Source organism: Allosphingosinicella sp. (assembly GCF_035626655.1).
Lineage (GTDB): Bacteria > Pseudomonadota > Alphaproteobacteria > Sphingomonadales > Sphingomonadaceae > Allosphingosinicella.
The window spans coordinates 141,556-156,190 of the sequence record NZ_DASPNF010000019.1 but is presented as its reverse complement, the minus strand read 5'-3'; the positions used below and the strand labels follow the sequence as shown (position 1 = coordinate 156,190).

Annotated in this window: 18 protein-coding genes; 8 read left to right on the top strand and 10 right to left on the bottom strand. The window is 68.5% G+C overall.

The window, feature by feature from the left end; translation table 11 throughout:
* Window positions 1-16: 16 nt before the first annotated feature.
* The gene (locus VEC11_RS15515) at window positions 17-406 is read left to right on the top strand and encodes a hypothetical protein (RefSeq protein ID WP_464133638.1); all 390 of its coding nucleotides are present in this window, start codon (window positions 17-19) and stop codon (window positions 404-406) included.
* A gap of 4 nt (window positions 407-410) precedes the next feature.
* Window positions 411-800, top strand: a complete 390-nt coding sequence (locus VEC11_RS15510) for a hypothetical protein (RefSeq protein ID WP_464133633.1) — start codon at window positions 411-413, stop codon at window positions 798-800.
* Here the strand turns inward: VEC11_RS15510 and VEC11_RS15505 are convergent.
* The 4 genes from VEC11_RS15505 to VEC11_RS15490 form a co-directional block, all read right to left on the bottom strand.
* Entirely contained in the window at window positions 797-2,176 is a 1,380-nt protein-coding gene (locus tag VEC11_RS15505) for an AMP-binding protein (RefSeq protein WP_464133810.1), read from the bottom strand. The two genes, VEC11_RS15510 and VEC11_RS15505, sit on opposite strands and share 4 nt — an antisense overlap.
* Window positions 2,177-2,193: 17 nt before the next feature.
* A complete protein-coding gene (gene metK / locus VEC11_RS15500; RefSeq protein WP_464133628.1) occupies window positions 2,194-3,435 on the bottom strand; it encodes a methionine adenosyltransferase in 1,242 nt (413 codons plus the stop codon).
* Between the two features lie 63 nt (window positions 3,436-3,498).
* On the bottom strand, window positions 3,499-4,992 hold the full coding sequence (lnt, locus tag VEC11_RS15495; RefSeq protein WP_464133623.1) for an apolipoprotein N-acyltransferase: 1,494 nt from the start codon (window positions 4,990-4,992) through the stop codon (window positions 3,499-3,501).
* Window positions 4,993-5,026: 34 nt separating this feature from the next.
* The gene (locus tag VEC11_RS15490) at window positions 5,027-5,416 is read right to left on the bottom strand and encodes a hypothetical protein (RefSeq protein WP_464133619.1); all 390 of its coding nucleotides are present in this window, start codon (window positions 5,414-5,416) and stop codon (window positions 5,027-5,029) included.
* Between the two features lie 153 nt (window positions 5,417-5,569).
* Here VEC11_RS15490 and VEC11_RS15485 point away from each other — a divergent pair, with 153 nt between their 5' ends.
* On the top strand, window positions 5,570-6,565 hold the full coding sequence (locus VEC11_RS15485; RefSeq protein WP_464133615.1) for an adenosine kinase: 996 nt from the start codon (window positions 5,570-5,572) through the stop codon (window positions 6,563-6,565).
* 9 nt (window positions 6,566-6,574) lie between these two features.
* Here VEC11_RS15485 and VEC11_RS15480 read toward each other — a convergent pair whose 3' ends face one another.
* The 4 genes from VEC11_RS15480 to VEC11_RS15465 all read right to left on the bottom strand — a co-directional run bounded on the left by VEC11_RS15480 (window position 6,575) and on the right by VEC11_RS15465 (window position 9,332).
* A complete protein-coding gene (locus VEC11_RS15480; protein ID WP_464133610.1) occupies window positions 6,575-6,739 on the bottom strand; it encodes a hypothetical protein in 165 nt (54 codons plus the stop codon).
* A 37-nt stretch (window positions 6,740-6,776) separates the two neighbouring features.
* Window positions 6,777-7,199 carry a VOC family protein gene (locus VEC11_RS15475; protein WP_464133605.1) on the bottom strand — a complete coding sequence of 141 codons (423 nt, stop codon included), beginning with the start codon at window positions 7,197-7,199 and terminating at the stop codon, window positions 6,777-6,779.
* 77 nt (window positions 7,200-7,276) lie between these two features.
* The gene (locus tag VEC11_RS15470; protein ID WP_464133600.1) at window positions 7,277-8,851 is read right to left on the bottom strand and encodes an amino acid permease; all 1,575 of its coding nucleotides are present in this window, start codon (window positions 8,849-8,851) and stop codon (window positions 7,277-7,279) included.
* 97 nt (window positions 8,852-8,948) lie between these two features.
* On the bottom strand, window positions 8,949-9,332 hold the full coding sequence (locus VEC11_RS15465) for a histidine triad nucleotide-binding protein (protein ID WP_464133596.1): 384 nt from the start codon (window positions 9,330-9,332) through the stop codon (window positions 8,949-8,951).
* A gap of 67 nt (window positions 9,333-9,399) precedes the next feature.
* Between VEC11_RS15465 and VEC11_RS15460 the strand changes: the two genes are divergently transcribed.
* The 4 genes from VEC11_RS15460 to VEC11_RS15445 all read left to right on the top strand — a co-directional run bounded on the left by VEC11_RS15460 (window position 9,400) and on the right by VEC11_RS15445 (window position 12,761).
* A complete protein-coding gene (locus tag VEC11_RS15460) occupies window positions 9,400-9,882 on the top strand; it encodes an SspB family protein (protein WP_464133592.1) in 483 nt (160 codons plus the stop codon).
* Window positions 9,794-10,699 (top strand): S1 family serine peptidase, encoded by a 906-nt coding sequence (locus VEC11_RS15455; RefSeq protein WP_464133588.1) that lies wholly within the window; start codon window positions 9,794-9,796, stop codon window positions 10,697-10,699. Before VEC11_RS15460 ends, VEC11_RS15455 begins: the two co-directional genes overlap by 89 nt.
* Before the next feature lie 33 nt (window positions 10,700-10,732).
* Complete coding sequence (gene fumC / locus VEC11_RS15450) at window positions 10,733-12,124, top strand: class II fumarate hydratase (protein WP_464133584.1); 1,392 nt, start codon at window positions 10,733-10,735, stop codon at window positions 12,122-12,124.
* 154 nt (window positions 12,125-12,278) lie between these two features.
* Entirely contained in the window at window positions 12,279-12,761 is a 483-nt protein-coding gene (locus VEC11_RS15445; RefSeq protein WP_464133580.1) for a DUF4142 domain-containing protein, read from the top strand.
* 3 nt (window positions 12,762-12,764) lie between these two features.
* Here the strand turns inward: VEC11_RS15445 and VEC11_RS15440 are convergent, their stop codons facing one another.
* Window positions 12,765-13,337 (bottom strand): DUF2585 domain-containing protein, encoded by a 573-nt coding sequence (locus VEC11_RS15440; RefSeq protein ID WP_464133573.1) that lies wholly within the window; start codon window positions 13,335-13,337, stop codon window positions 12,765-12,767.
* Window positions 13,337-13,873 carry a DUF1697 domain-containing protein gene (locus tag VEC11_RS15435; RefSeq protein ID WP_464133568.1) on the bottom strand — a complete coding sequence of 179 codons (537 nt, stop codon included), beginning with the start codon at window positions 13,871-13,873 and terminating at the stop codon, window positions 13,337-13,339. The genes VEC11_RS15440 and VEC11_RS15435 overlap by 1 nt, the downstream gene beginning before the upstream one ends.
* Window positions 13,874-13,945: 72 nt before the next feature.
* Between VEC11_RS15435 and gmk the strand changes: the two genes are divergently transcribed.
* The gene (gene gmk, locus VEC11_RS15430; RefSeq protein ID WP_464133564.1) at window positions 13,946-14,584 is read left to right on the top strand and encodes a guanylate kinase; all 639 of its coding nucleotides are present in this window, start codon (window positions 13,946-13,948) and stop codon (window positions 14,582-14,584) included.
* Window positions 14,585-14,635 lie beyond the last annotated feature (51 nt).

Here is a 14,635-nt window from a genome sequence, read left to right as displayed (position 1 = left end):
TGCTATCCTGCCTGCCATGAAGACCGCAAGCCTGACTGCGGCAATGGCCGCTTTCCTGGTCGCCACTCCGGCTTTCGCCACCAGCACGATCCACTGCCGCACGCGTGCCGGCGGCCCCGATATCTGGCTCGTCCTGCCCAACGAGCGGGGCGCCGGCATCGACCAGGCGCGGATCGTTCACGGACGGGAGGAGATCGTCACCGGGCGGACGCGGAGCGGGCCGTGGATTTCGCAAAGCGCCATCGACCCGCGCCGCATCAACCTGCGCGTGGCGCCCGGCGGCACGCGCCAGGTGATCCTGGTGCTGAATGCGTCGCGCCGCGGCGTCCCTTATGTGGGCAATGTGACCTGGCGCGGGCGCGCCTGGCCGGTCCGCTGCCTCTGGGACGAAGATGACGAGGAATAGACAAGTGAAAGGTCCGACGTTCATTGCCGCGGCCGCCCTGGGTTGCGCCGCCACCCCTGCTTTCGCCACCAGCACGATCGGCTGCCGCTCGACGATCAGCCCGACCGACGGGCCGCAGCTCTGGCTGGTGGTCGGCACGGGCCCTGGCTCGGGCGTCGTCCAGGCCCGGCTCGAGCAAAGCGGCCGGGGCTTCACCACGGGAGAGGGGCAGGGCGCACCGGTCGTCGGCCAGTCCTGGCTCGACCGCCATTCCCTGCGGCTCACGCTCATCGACGCCAGTGCCGAGAACGAGATTCTGCGGCTCGAGACCTGGAAGCGCAGCGGCTGGAGCTATTCCGGGACGCTCCGCTATGCCGGGCGGACCTGGCGGGTGCGCTGCTCGGAGGAAGGCTAGGCCCCGAACAGGTTCTTGTGCGCCGCGCGCAGGGCGGCCTTCTGCACCTTGCCCATGGCGTTGCGCGGCAGCGCCTCGGCGAAGAGGATTCGCCGTGGCTGCTTGAAGCGGGCAAGGTCGGCGATTCCGGCCAGCACCGCCGCCTCGTCCAGCGCCGGATCGGTCCGGGTCACCACCGCGACCACACCCTCGCCCAGATCGGGATGCGGCACACCGATCACCGCGCTCTCGCCGACGCCCGGCACCGCGTCGATCGCAAGCTCGATCTCCTTGGGATAGATGTTGAGCCCGCCGGCGATGATCAGGTCCTTCGCCCGCCCGACGATGGCGACGCGCCCGTCCGCGGCCATGGTCGCCATGTCGCCGGTGACGAAGAAGCCGTCCGGACGCATGTCCTCCGCGGTCTTCTCGGGATTGCGCCAATAGCCCTTGAACAGGTTCGGACCGCGTATCTCCAGCACCTCTTCGCGAATCCGCGCCTCGACGCCCGGCAACGGGAAGCCGACCGTGCCGGGGATGCGCTCCCCTTCATAGGGGTTGGAGCAGATCATCCCCGCCTCGGTCATGCCGTAGCGTTCGAGGATGCGGTGCCCGGTCTTCGCCTCGAAGTCCGCGAAGGTCGCTTCCAGCAGGGGCGCGGAGCCGCTGACGAACAGCCGCATGTTGCTGACCGCGTCCCGCGTCAGGCCCGGATGCGCGGCGAGGCGGACATAGTAGGTCGGCACGCCCATCATGACCGTCGCCCGCGCCATGTCGGCGAGCACCGCGTCGGCGTCGAAGCCCTTGTGCCAGAGCATCGTCGAGCCGTTGAGCAAGGCGCCGTGGAGCGCCACGAACAGGCCGTGGACATGGTAGATGGGCAGAGTGTGGATCAGCACGTCGCCCGCCTGCCAGCGCCAATAGTCCCTCAGCACCAAAGCATTGGACGCCAGATTGTCGTGGCTCAGCATCGCCCCCCTGGAGCGCCCGGTCGTGCCTGAGGTGTAGAGGATCGCGGCGAGATCGTCGGGGCCGCGGGCCACGGTCTCGAAGTCGGCCGGGCGGGCATCGAGCTCGGCGAGGTCGAGATGGCCGGGCGCGAAGACCAGCTTCGGCTCGGCATCCCCGATGAAATAGGCCAGCTCTGCCGCCGTATAGGCGGTGTTGAGCGGTACGTAGATCAGGCCCGCGCGCAGGCTGGCCAGATAGAGCAGGGCACCCTCGACCGACTTCTCCGCCTGGACGAGGATGCGGTCGCCGGGCTCCGCGCCAAGCCGCACCAGGGCGGCCGCATAGCCGCCGACGGCGCGATCCAGCTCCGCATAGGTCAGCCGGACGTTGTCGCCCTCAACGAAAAGCGGCGCCCCTCCGGCGAGGGACGCCGCTCGTTCGAACAGCGCGTAGAGATTGGCGCTCAGAGCGCCGCCTTCAGCGCGTCGACCAGGTCGGTCTTTTCCCAGCTGAACAGGTCGCCGTCGGGCGTCCGGCCGAAATGGCCATAGGCGGCGGTCGGCAGATAGATCGGCTTGTTGAGGCCGAGATGGGTGCGGATGCCCTTCGGCGTCAGGCGCACCAGCCGCGGCAGCACCTCCTCGAGCTTCTCGGCGGTGACGCCGTCCCGCTCGGTGCCGTGCAGGTCGACATAGAGCGACAGCGGCTCGGCAATGCCGATCGCGTAGGAAAGCTGGATCGTGCAGCGCTTGGCGAGGCCGGCGGCGACGATGTTCTTGGCGAGATAGCGCGCGACATAGGCGGCCGAGCGGTCGACCTTGGTCGGGTCCTTGCCGCTGAACGCGCCGCCGCCATGCGGGGCCGCGCCGCCATAAGTGTCGACGATGATCTTGCGGCCGGTGAGACCGGCGTCGCCGTCCGGCCCGCCAATCTCGAAGCGTCCCGTCGGGTTGACGTAGATCCTGGTCTCGTCGGTGATGAAGCCGGCCGGCAGCACCTCGTCCATCACGCCGACGACATAGTCGCGAAGCTCGGCATATTTCGCCGCATCGCTGCCCTCGCGGCCGTCGTCGCAATAGCCCGGCGCGTGCTGGGTCGAGACGACGAGCGCGGTGGCGGCGACCGGGGCACCATTCTCGTAGCGCAGGGTCACCTGGCTCTTGGCGTCCGGCTCGAGGAAGCTGACAGCGCCCTCGTGGCGGTCGCTGGCCATCCGCTCGAGGATGCGGTGCGAATAATAGAGCGTGGCGGGCAGGAGGTCGGGCGTCTCGTCGGTCGCATAGCCGAACATGATGCCCTGGTCGCCGGCACCCTCGTCCTTGTTGCCGCTCTCGTCGACGCCTTGGGCGATATGCGCGGACTGGCCGTGCAGGTGATTCTCGAAGCTGGCGGTCTGCCAGTGGAAGCCGTCCTGCTCGTAGCCGATCTTCTGGACGACGTGCCGCACGACCTGCTCGATCTCGTCGCGGACGCCCGGCGCCCAGCCATGGGTGTCGGCGAACTGCTCCTCGTCATAGGCGCCCTTGCAGCGGATCTCGCCGCCGATGACGATGCGCTGCGTGGTCACCAAAGTCTCGCAGGCGACGCGCGCCTCCGGATCCTTGCCGAGGAACAGATCGACGATCGCGTCGGAAATCTGGTCGGAGACCTTGTCCGGATGACCCTCGGAGACGGATTCGGACGTGAACAGGTAATTGCTGCGCATGGGCAAAGCGGGTCCTTCAGTCGGGAGAGGCGGATATAAAGATATCCTTATGTGCGCGGCTCGCTAGCGCGTTTTGCGCCTGACTGCAATCGCGCCGGCGACGAGCAGCAAAGCGAAGGCGAAGGGCAGCAGATTGCCGAGCCGGGCAAAGGGGGTCGCGGCGGCGGCGGGCGGCAGGCGCGTGTCGATCACGCCTTCCGCATGCGCGGGCAGGCGCTCGACGATCCGGCCCTCGGCGTCGATCAGGCCGGTGATTCCGGTCGGCGTCGAGCGGACGACGGGCAGGCCCTCCTCCAGCGCCCGCAGCCGCGCCTGGGCGAAATGCTGGGGCGGGCCCCAGGCGCCGAACCAGGCGTCGTTCGAGGGATTGAACAGGAAGTCCGGGCGGTTGGCGCGGTCCACGACCTCGCCCGAAAAGACGATTTCGTAGCAGATCTGCGCGCCCATCCGCCCGAAGCCCGGCAAAGTGAGCGTTCGCGGCCCCGGCCCGGCCAGGATGTCGCCCGCGCCCGGGGCGAGGCGGGAGAGGCCGAGCGCGGTCAGGAGGGGACGCATCGGCAGATATTCGCCATAGGGAACGAGATGCGCCTTGTCGTAGCGGCCGAGGACCAGCGCGCCGGGGCCGAGCAGATAGAGGCTGTTATATTCGGCCGCCTCCGCACCGGGGGGCGGCTCCGCCGGCTCGATGCCGCCGGTGAGCAACAGGTCGCGCGGGCCGATGCGCGAGGCGATCAGCTGCTGCGCGAGCCGGTCCGTATGGAGATTGTAGGGGACAGCCGCCTCGGGCCAGAGGATCAGCCGCGCCTGGCCGTCCGGCTGGCCGGTGAGGCGCAGCATCTTGATGAAGTTGCGCTCGTCCAGCACCGGATCCCAGCGCTGCTCCTGCGGGATGTTCGGCTGCACGATGCGGATTGCGGGCCGGGCCGGGTCCCGCTCCGGCGCGGCGGCGCTGCCGGTGACGCGCAGGTCCGCGAGAAGGAAAGACAGCAGCGCGAGGGCGACCCCCAGCGTCGGTTTGCGGTGCCGGGCCGCCCACCAGGCCAGTCCGGCCCAGAGGATGACCAGCCCCGACAGGCCATAGGTGCCGATCAGCCGCGCCGGCCATTTGGCCCAGCTGTCGATGAGGACGACGCCCACCGGATTCCAGGCGAAGCCGGTGAACATCGTGCCGCGCAGCCATTCGGTGACGATCCAGGCGGCGGCGAGGACCAGCACCAGCGCCGCCCGATGGGCCCTGCCCCAGCGCCAGGCGAGGCCCGTGGCGGCCGCGGGATAGACCGACAGATAGAGCGACAGCAGCACGACCGCGATCCAGCCGAGCCAGGCCGGCATCGCCGCCTGGTAGGTGAAGGCGGTGGCGATCCAGTTCAGGCCGAGCACGAACTGGCCCATCCCGAACCACCAGCCCCGGGCCAGCGCCGAACGCAGGGACGGGGCCCGCTCGAGCAGCAGGAGCAGACCGCCGAATGCGAGGATGGTCAGCGGCCACAGCCCGAGCGGCTGGAGGCCGGTCGCGGAGAGGAGGCCGAGCAGGAAGGAGAGGCCGAGGGATTTCATGCCGGACCGCTATGCGGACGCGCGGCGGCGGGCGTCAATAATCGGGCTTGCCCCCGTCATCGTCGTCGGGGCCGATATCCTCGGGCGGCGGCTCGTCTTCGGGCTGCGGCCGCGGGCGGGGACGGACGACGGGCGGCTCGGGCCGCGGCTCCGGCTCGAGCAGCACACGCGGCGGCTCCACCTCGTTGCGCGGCTCCGGCCCCAGCTGCGGCGGCGGCGTCACGGTCGTGTTGGTCGGCCGTTCCGCATTGGCGGCGATCAGCGCATTCTCGTCCATCCCGACCGGGGCGTTGGAGGTCGCGGCGATCGTGTTGGCGGCCTCCGGCCGTTTCGGGCTGATCAGCCCCCAGCCGAAATAGAGGACGAAGCACAAGGCGATGCCGGAGGCCATGCCGATCCCGAAATCCCGCCAGTTCGTCTTCATTCCGTTCGTCCCGCGCACCGTTTTGCCGACGGTTTACAGGCTTTTGCCGGCGAGTCGAGACGGTCGGACCCGCCCGTTTCGCGCCTCGTCGCGGTTGACCCGCGCGGGGGCTGGCGTCTAGGGGCGCGCTTTCCCCGCAGCGGAGCCAATTGAATGACCGACACCCGCCTCGACGTGCTGTGCATCGGCAATGCCATCGTCGACATCATCGCGGATTGCGACGACGCCTTTCTCGAGGCCGAGGGGCTCACCAAGGGGATGATGCGCCTGATCGACGCAGAGGAGGCGACCCGGCTCTACGACCATATGGGCCCGGCAATGGAGATCAGCGGCGGCTCGGCGGGGAACACCGCGGCGGGCGTCGCCGCGCTCGGCGGCAAGGCGGGCTTCATCGGCCAGGTCGCGCCCGACCAGCTCGGCGAATTTTACCGTCACGACCTCACCGCCCAAGGCGTCGAGTTCACCACTCCGGCCGCCGATCTCGGGGTGCCGACCGCCCGCTCGATGGTGCTGGTCACGCCCGACGCGCACCGGACGATGAACACCTTCCTCGGCGCGGCCCAATTGCTGCCGCCCGCCGCGCTCGACGAGGCGCAGATCGAGGGCGCCGCCGTCCTCTATCTCGAAGGCTATCTCTGGGATCCGGAGACGCCGCGCTACGCGATGGTGAAGGCGATCGACATCGCCCGCCGGGCCGGCCGCAAGGTGGCGTTCACCTTGTCTGATACCTTCTGCATCGACCGCCACCGGGACGGCTTCAACGAGCTACTCGACAATGGCCGGATCGACATCCTCTTCGCCAACGAGGCGGAGATCAGGATGCTCGCCGGCGCCGAGGATTTCGACGTCGCCGTGGCGATGGTCCAGAACAAGGTGGAGACTTTGGTCGTCACGCGCTCAGAACTCGGCGCGATCGCCGTTCGGGACGGCGCGCGCGCCGCGGTCGCCGCCGAGCCCGTCGACAAGGTGGTCGACACAACCGGCGCCGGCGACCTGTTCGCCGCCGGTTTCCTCTACGGCTACACCAATGGTCGGAGCCTGGAGCAGAGCCTCCGTATCGGCGCGATCGCCGCGGCCGAGGTCATCTCCCATTATGGCGCCAGGCCCGAGGCGGACCTGAAAGCGCTGGTCGCCGCGCGGCTTGGCTAGCCTCCGAAGCTAGCCGACGCCGGGGCCGGGGCTCGCCGGATGCTGCGTGTCCGGCACGTCCACGTCGTGCTGCGGCGGATAGACTTCGGGCGGCGTCGCGGCCGGCTCCGGCGCCTGTGTCGGCTGGGCGGGCTGCTGCTGGGGCGGCATTTCGGGTTGCGGGGTGGTGGCCATGGCGAACTCCTTCGCATGACCAACGCCGCCCCCGCGTTCAGGTTGCTTCCGGCGGCCCCGTCAGCTCGATCGTGTTTCCGGCCGGATCCTTCACGTAGAAGGAGAGGCTCTCGCCGCGGGCGCCGTTGTTCACGCCTTCCTCGATGATCGCGACGCCCTGCGCGGCCAGCCAGGCGCGCATCGCCGCCTCTTCCCAGCGGCCGGTGGCGAGGCAGACATGGTCCACGTTCCTGCCGCCCGGTGCCGGCGGCCGCGCCCAGGCGCCCGGCTCCCCGGAAATGTCCACCAGATCGACCAGCGAGGCGCCGGCGCGCAGCTGCAGCATGCCATATTGCGGTAAGGCGTTCTCGACCGTGCAGCCGATCACCTCCAGGTAGAAGGCGCGCGCCGCCGCCATGTCGTCGACGAGCAGCACGACATGGTCGATGCCTTCCAGCGTGAAGGGGCGAGTCCCGGCCATGGCGGCCTTCTACCGCGCCCTGCCGCGACGAAAAAGGGACGCCAAAGCCTCCCTTTCCCGTCCCCATCTCTCGGGCATCAGGCCCGTTCCGGCTCGTCCACGCCCGGAATGGGCGGCTCGATGTCGTGGATCTCGGGCTCATGCACCTCGACCCGGCCCTGGCCGAGATGCGAGGAGCGGTAGGAATAGCCGAAATAGACGACCAGGCCGATCACGGTCCAGATCGGCAGCACGGCCATCGCCGCATAAGGCAGGAAGGCGAACAGGCCGATGCAGCCGACGATCGTCAGCGGCGCCACCAGCCAGAGCGCCGGCACGCGGAACTTGCGCTCCCGGTTCGGCTCCTTCTTGCGCAGCACCCAGACCGCGATTCCCACCATCATGAAGGCGTAGAGCGTGCCCGCATTGGCGATATCGGCGAGCTGGCCGACCGGCAGGAAGGCCGCGGCGAAGGCGACGACGACGCCGGTGATGGCGGTGACGACATGCGGCGTCCGCCACTTCGGATGGACGCGAGAGAGCCGCTCGGGCAGCAGGCCGTCGCGCGACATCACGAAGAAGATCCGGGTCTGGCCGAAGAGCAGGATCAGGATGACCGAGGGCAGGGCGATGAAGGCGGCATAGCCCATCATGTTGCCGATCCCGGCATAGCCGAGCGTGCGCAGGACGTGAGCGAGCGCCTCGTTCGAGCAGACCAGCGCGGCGGCATTCTGCGGCAACGCGCAGGCGGCCGCCAGTTCGGGCGAGCCGGTGACGAGCGGCAGCCCGTTCGGGCCCATGATCGGCTGGCCGCCGATCGTGCCGACCGCGCCTGCCGCGACCAGCATGTAGAAAATGGTGCAGATGCCGAGCGACCCGATCAGGCCAATCGGCACGTTGCGCTGGGGGTTCTTGGTCTCCTCCGCCGCTGTCGACACGGCGTCGAAGCCCACATAGGCGAAGAAGATCGTGGAGGCAGCGCCGATCACGCCGACGCCGCCGAGCGCCACGAGGCCCGCCGGCATGAACGGCTCGAAATTCGATGCCTCCGCGGCCGGCAGGGTGAGGAAGCAGAAGATCGTCAGCGCGGTAATCTTGATCGCCACGAGGACGGCGTTGAAGATCGCCGATTCCCGGGTGCCGATCATCAGCAGACCGGTGACGAGCAAGGCGATGAACACCGCCGGCAGATTGATGAAGCCGCCCTCGACGCCGCCGAGCCAGATCGGCCCGGCAGAAAGCCAGGTCGGAATATCCCAGCCTAATGTCTCTCTCAATATCGTGCCTGTGAAATAGCCCGACCAGCCGACGGAAACGGCACTGGCGGCGATCGCATATTCGAGCACGAGCGCCCAGCCGACCGTCCAGGCGAGCAGCTCGCCCATGGCTGTGTAGGTATAGGTGTAGGCCGAGCCCGCGACGGGGACCATCGCGGCGATTTCGGCATAGCAGAGGGCGGCGACGACGCAGACCGCGCCGGCGACGACGAATGAGAGGATCAGGCCCGGGCCCGCTTTCTGGGCGCCTGCCGCGGTCAGCACGAAGATGCCGGTACCGATGATGCAGCCGATGCCGAACAGGGTCAGCTGGAACGCGCCAAGCGAGCGTTTCAGGCTTTTCCTTTCGGCGGTGGCCAGGATCGCGTCGAGAGGCTTTTGGCGCCCGAAGATCATGTCCGTTCCCCTTGTCCGCGGCCATTTTCCGCCGCTGGTTCTATGGGCGCGGAGCCTAGCCGCTAAATCGAACGGGGCAAGCCGTAATCGGCGGGCGTCAGCCCTGTCGCGCCAGCATCGGGCCGAGGCCGCGGCCGCCGAAGATATGGACGTGCAGATGCGGCACTTCCTGGCCGCCATTGGCGCCGACATTGGCGAGCAATCGATAGCCTGGCGCGACCAGTCCCTGCTCCCGCGCGACCTTGCCGACCGCGCGGACGAAGCCGGCAATCTCCTCGGCGGAGCCGCGCTCGGAAAAATCGTCCCAGGAGACGTAGGGCCCTTTCGGGATCACCAGGATGTGGACCGGCGCCTGCGGGCTGATGTCGTGAAAGGCGAGGGCGAACTCGTCCTCGTAGACCCGCTTCGAGGGGATCTCGCCACGCAGGATCCGCGCGAAGATATTGCTGTCGTCATAGGGCAAGGTCGCGTCGATCGGCATCAGCTTCTCCTCACGGGTCAGGATAGAGTGCCTTGACCCCTTTATCCACAGCGCTACCAGTCCAGACATGAGCGACGAGGCGCCCGACAGTTTGATTCCCTATGACGAGATCGTGCAGGAGGCCCTGCGCGCGGTGGTGGGACGGGTGCTCGGCGAGGTGGAGGCGACGGGGCAGCTGCCCGGCGACCATCATTTCTTCATCACCTTCAAGACCGGCGCGGCGGGCGTCGAGATCCCGCGCCATCTGTCCGAGAAATTTCCGGACGAGATGACGATCGTCATCCAGAACCGCTTCTGGGACCTCAAGGTCAGCGACGACGGCTTCGAGGTCGGGCTCAGCTTCAACCAGATGCCGGCCCGCCTGGTCATTCCCTTCTCCGCGATCACCGGCTTCGTCGATCCGGCGGTGGATTTCGCGCTGCAATTCCACGCCCGCGCCGAGGAAGCGCAGGTCGAGGAACATGACCAGGCGGAGAACGACCCGCCCGCCGCCGAGCCGATCGAGGACGGCTCCAATGTGGTCTCGGTCGATTTCAGCCGGAAGAAGTAGGGCGAAGCCCTTCCTTCTCGCTGCCGCGCTGCTCGCCGCGGTGCCAGTCCATGCCCGGGATGTTCCGGAGCCCCCGGTCGGCGACGCCGCAGACATGATGCGCTACCCCTTCGTCGCGGCGCTGTCCCGGGTCAGCGGCGGCAACCGCGTCTATTTCTGCGGCGGTACCCTGGTCGCGCCCGACTGGATCCTGACCGCGGCGCATTGCTTCCAGCTGCGCAGCGGCGCGCGGCTCGGCGTGTCCGGCCTCTGGGCCGAGGTCGGAGCGACGTTGCTCCGGGACGTGCCGGAGGAGGCGCAGGTGGGGATCGCCCGCGTCTACGTTCACCCGCGCTACGACGCCGCGACCCGGCAGAACGACATCGCCCTCGTGCGGCTCGAGCGGCCGGCCGGCCCGCTGATCGCCGACCTGGCCGGCGCCGGCCAGACTTCGCCGCCGGGCCGCGCCACCGTGCTCGGTTTCGCCGCGCTCTACGAGGGGAGCCTGGCGCTGGTCGCGGACCTGCGCACGCGCGCCTTCCCGCTGACAAGCCCGCTGCGCCAGGGCGCGGTGCTGCCGCTGCCGGCGGCGGCCTGCGCGGAACGGCTCGGCGGGGTTGCGGTCGCCTCCGGACAGCTCTGTGCTGCGGCGGGGCGCGAGGAGACCTGTATCGGCGATTCCGGCGGGCCGCTGGTCGCCGCGGACGGGCGCGGGATGGACCGGGTGATCGGCGTGGTGAGTTTCGGCACGGGCTGCGCGGTCGCGCTGCCGGTGACGGTCTATACGAGCGTGGCGGCCCATGCAGGATGGATTGCGGAGACGATGAGGCAGCAATAAGGGGATCGCGACAACGCGAAGGGACTCCCGATCATGGCCGCCACCCGCACCGAGACCGACAGCTTCGGACCGATCGACGTCCCGGCGGACTGCTACTGGGGTGCGCAGACCCAGCGCTCGATCGAGAATTTTCCCTTCGGCCCGAACGAGCGCATGCCGCGCGAGATCGTCCATGCGCTCGGCTTCGTGAAGCAGGCGGCGGCGCGTGTGAATGCGCGGATCGGCGGGCTCGACGCCGAGCTGGCCGAGGCGATCCAGCAGGCGGCGGGCGAGGTCGCGGCGGGCGACCATGACGACCAGTTCCCGCTCGTCATCTGGCAGACCGGTTCGGGCACCCAGTCCAACATGAATGCGAACGAGGTCATTGCCGGCCGCGCCAACGAGATCCTGACCGGCAATCGCGGCGGCAAGGCGCCGGTTCATCCCAACGACCATGTCAACAAGGGGCAATCGTCCAACGACAGCTTCCCGACAGCGATGCACATCGCCGCCGCGCGCTCGGTCGCGCAGCGGCTGCTGCCCGCTCTGCACAACATCCACCGCCGCCTCGCCGCGCAGGCCGGGGCCTGGGACCGGATCGTGAAGATCGGCCGCACCCATCTCCAGGACGCGACGCCGCTGACGCTCGGCCAGGAATTCTCCGGCTACGCCTGGCAGATCGAATCCGGCATCGCGCGGGTCGAGGCGGTGCTGCCGCGGCTCCACCAGCTGGCCCAGGGCGGCACCGCGGTCGGCACCGGCCTGAATGCGCCGCAGGGCTTCGCCGAGGCCTTCGCCACGCAGGTGGCGACGCTGACGCGCCTGCCCTTCGAAACCGCGCCCAACAAGTTCGAGGCGCTGGCCAGCCACGACACGCTCGTCGAGCTGTCCGGCGTGCTAAACGTCATCGCGGTCTCGCTTTCCAAGATCGCCAACGACATCAGGCTGCTCGGCTCAGGCCCGCGCTGCGGGCTCGGCGAGCTGAAGCTGCCCGAGAACGAGCCGGGCAGTTCGATCATGCCCGGCAAGGTCAATCCCACCCAGTGCGAGAGCCTGACCATGGTCGCCGCCCAGGTGATGGGCAATCATGTCGCGGTGACGGTCGGCGGCCTGCAGGGCCATATGGAGCTGAACGTGTTCAAGCCCTTGATCGGCGCGGCCGTGATCCGCTCGATCAACCTGCTCAGCGACGGCATGGAGAGCTTCACCGCCCGCTGCCTCGACGAGATGGAACCGGACGAGACCCGCATCGCCGACCTGATGAACAAGTCGCTGATGCTGGTCACCGCGCTCGCCCCCGAGATCGGCTATGACAATGCCGCGACCATCGCCAAGCATGCGCACAAGAAGGGCCTGACCCTGAAGGAAGCGGGGATCGAGCTCGGCCTGGTCGACGAGGCGACCTTCGACCGGGTGGTGATCCCGGAGCAGATGCTCGGGCGGTAATCGTCGTAACGCAGATCAGGAAAGGGCCTTTCGAGGGAAACTGCCGAGGGATGCGCCGGTTGAGCGGGCGATCCGATCGACAGGAGGCATCCAGATGAAAGCCGCTTTTCTTCCCCCATTGGCCGCCCTCGCCCTTTACGCGGGCGCCGCGATAGTGCCGTTCGAGTCAGGCGAGCAGGTCCAGGCGCAGCGGGCGCGGGCACCGAGCTGGGCGACGCGCAATTATGTGATGAAAGCCGGCGCGGCCGACCTGTACGAGATCAGGTCATCGGAAATCGCACTGCGGCGGGCGCGGCGCGCAGACGTGCGCGAGCTGGCACAGATGCTGATCCGCGACCATCGCCGCACCACCGCCGAGGTCACCGTTGCGGCCCGCGCCGACGGCGTGCCCGTGCGGCCGCCGATGCTCGAGGCCGTCCAGCGCAACATGATCCGCCAGCTGGAGCGCAGCGGCCCGGCGATGTTCGACCGGCTCTATCTCAGCCAGCAGTTCACCGCCCACAATCAGGCGCTGATGCTCCACCGCAATTATGCCCGCCGCGGCGACGCCCGGGCGCTCCGGCGCACGGCGGCCGGCGCGGTGCCGATCATCCAGGGCCACATCGCCCATGTTCGCCGGCTGCAGGGGATGCGCTGAGCCTCAGCCGCCCGCCTGCCAGGTCCGGATCGCGTCGATCGGCGTGAACAGCATCAGCACGTTCAGCGTCATATTGTCGCGGATCATGTAGAGGGTGAACAGCTCGAAGCTGATCCCCAGGGCGATCGTGCCCCAGATGGGCAGCCGCCGGGCGAGGCCGAAGCCGAGCATCATCCAGGCGACGTCCGAGATCGAGTTGATCACGCTGTCGCCGGTATAGCCGAGCGCGATCGTCGCCTCGCGATAGCGGTCGATGATCCACGGGCTGTTCTCGACCACCTCCCAGACCGCCTCGATGAACGTGGCGAGGATCAGCCGGTGCCCGGGCTCGGACCAGCGGCGGAGCAGCGCCCAGCCGGCGAGATAGAGGAGGAAGCCGTGGATGATGTGGCTCGGCACGTACCAGTCGGCGAGATGCTGGCTGTTGTCGGGCGCGTTGACCTCGCCCACCCAGAATTTCACCGTTCCGCAGGTGCAGATCGGGTTGCGGCCCATGAGTAGCAGGATCGCTGCCATCACCGCGACCACGGCCAGCGCCCAATACCAGTAGCGCAGCGGGATCAGCTTCGCGCCCATCAGCCGTCCAGCATGTCCAGCAAGGTGCAGACGGTGCGGTAATTGCGGCTGGTGGCGGGGGAGCCGATCGCCTTGTCCATCAAGGCGGGGGTCAGCTTCGACGTGCCGGAGCCGTTCGGGAAGTGGATCCAGAGCGTATCGCCGACCTTTTTCACGTGCTCGCCGGCGGTGGCGCGGGCTTGGAGGACCTCGGCCGCATCGGCCTTGGCCGGCCGCTTGGCGACGAGCATGAGCAGGAAATTGGGCGTGTCCCGCGCCGCCTCGGGGAATGGATTGCCGGGCGGATAGCTTGCCCATTCAGCGCGGGTGCGGACGATGGCCGGCGCCTCATAGCCATGGTGCCTCCGGATGAGTTCCTCGAGCGCTTCCTCCGCCTCGGCGGGACTGCAGCCTGCGTCGAACACGACATTGCCGCTCTGGATGTGGGTCGCGACATTCCGCCAGCCGAGCGCCGCGACCTGCTGGCGGAACTCTGCCATGGGCAGCTTGCGGCCGCCCACGTTGACCGCCCGAAGAAGCGCCACCATCCGCGTCATGGCCCCACCTTAGCGAATAATTGACTCCCGTCTGCCCTTGACGAGTCCGTGACTCCTCCGCCACTGGCCCCCATGGAAATCGCAAGCGCCATCCTGCGGCGGGGCCTCCTCTTCGTGCTGTCGAGCCCGTCCGGCGCCGGTAAATCCACGATCGCGCGCATGCTGATGGCGACGGACGACGGGCTGGCCCTGTCCGTTTCGGCGACGACGCGGCCGATCCGCCCGGGCGAGGTGGACGGCAAGGACTATTATTTCGTCTCGGACGAGAAGTTCGAGGAGATGGTCGCCAATGGCGAGTTCCTCGAATGGGCGCACGTCTTCGGCCACCGCTACGGCACGCTGAAGCGCGAGGTGCTGAAGGTGATCGAGAGCGGGCGCGACGTCCTGCTCGACATCGACTGGCAGGGCACGCAGCAGCTGAAGCAGGTCGATCCGGACATCGTGCGTGTGTTCATCCTGCCGCCCTCGATGGCCGAGCTGGAGCGGCGGCTGCGCGCGCGGGGCACCGATTCGGACGAGGTGATCCAGCGCCGCATGGACCGCGCGGCCGCGGAGATCAGCCACTGGGCCGAATATGATTATGTGCTGATCAACAATGACGCTGAGAAATGCCGCGAGCTCGTCCACAACATCCTGAAGGCCGAGCGGCTGAAGGCGACGCGCCGCGTCTTCCTGCACGATTTCGTCCGCGAGATGATCGGCGACCGCTGACTTCCACTTTTCCGCCAAAGGTGTAGCCTCCGCCCGATAACAGGGAGGCGC

Coding starts and splice junctions, on each gene's coding strand:
- VEC11_RS15515 (WP_464133638.1), top strand. CDS start 17: ATGAAGACCGCAAGCCTGACTGCGGCAATGGCCGCTTTCCTGGTCGCC.
- metK (WP_464133628.1), bottom strand. CDS start 3,435: ATGCGCAGCAATTACCTGTTCACGTCCGAATCCGTCTCCGAGGGTCAT.
- lnt (WP_464133623.1), bottom strand. CDS start 4,992: ATGAAATCCCTCGGCCTCTCCTTCCTGCTCGGCCTCCTCTCCGCGACC.
- VEC11_RS15490 (WP_464133619.1), bottom strand. CDS start 5,416: ATGAAGACGAACTGGCGGGATTTCGGGATCGGCATGGCCTCCGGCATC.
- VEC11_RS15485 (WP_464133615.1), top strand. CDS start 5,570: ATGACCGACACCCGCCTCGACGTGCTGTGCATCGGCAATGCCATCGTC.
- VEC11_RS15480 (WP_464133610.1), bottom strand. CDS start 6,739: ATGGCCACCACCCCGCAACCCGAAATGCCGCCCCAGCAGCAGCCCGCC.
- VEC11_RS15475 (WP_464133605.1), bottom strand. CDS start 7,199: ATGGCCGGGACTCGCCCCTTCACGCTGGAAGGCATCGACCATGTCGTG.
- VEC11_RS15470 (WP_464133600.1), bottom strand. CDS start 8,851: ATGATCTTCGGGCGCCAAAAGCCTCTCGACGCGATCCTGGCCACCGCC.
- VEC11_RS15465 (WP_464133596.1), bottom strand. CDS start 9,332: ATGCCGATCGACGCGACCTTGCCCTATGACGACAGCAATATCTTCGCG.
- VEC11_RS15460 (WP_464133592.1), top strand. CDS start 9,400: ATGAGCGACGAGGCGCCCGACAGTTTGATTCCCTATGACGAGATCGTG.
- VEC11_RS15455 (WP_464133588.1), top strand. CDS start 9,794: ATGACCAGGCGGAGAACGACCCGCCCGCCGCCGAGCCGATCGAGGACG.
- fumC (WP_464133584.1), top strand. CDS start 10,733: ATGGCCGCCACCCGCACCGAGACCGACAGCTTCGGACCGATCGACGTC.
- VEC11_RS15440 (WP_464133573.1), bottom strand. CDS start 13,337: ATGGGCGCGAAGCTGATCCCGCTGCGCTACTGGTATTGGGCGCTGGCC.
- VEC11_RS15435 (WP_464133568.1), bottom strand. CDS start 13,873: ATGACGCGGATGGTGGCGCTTCTTCGGGCGGTCAACGTGGGCGGCCGC.
- gmk (WP_464133564.1), top strand. CDS start 13,946: ATGGAAATCGCAAGCGCCATCCTGCGGCGGGGCCTCCTCTTCGTGCTG.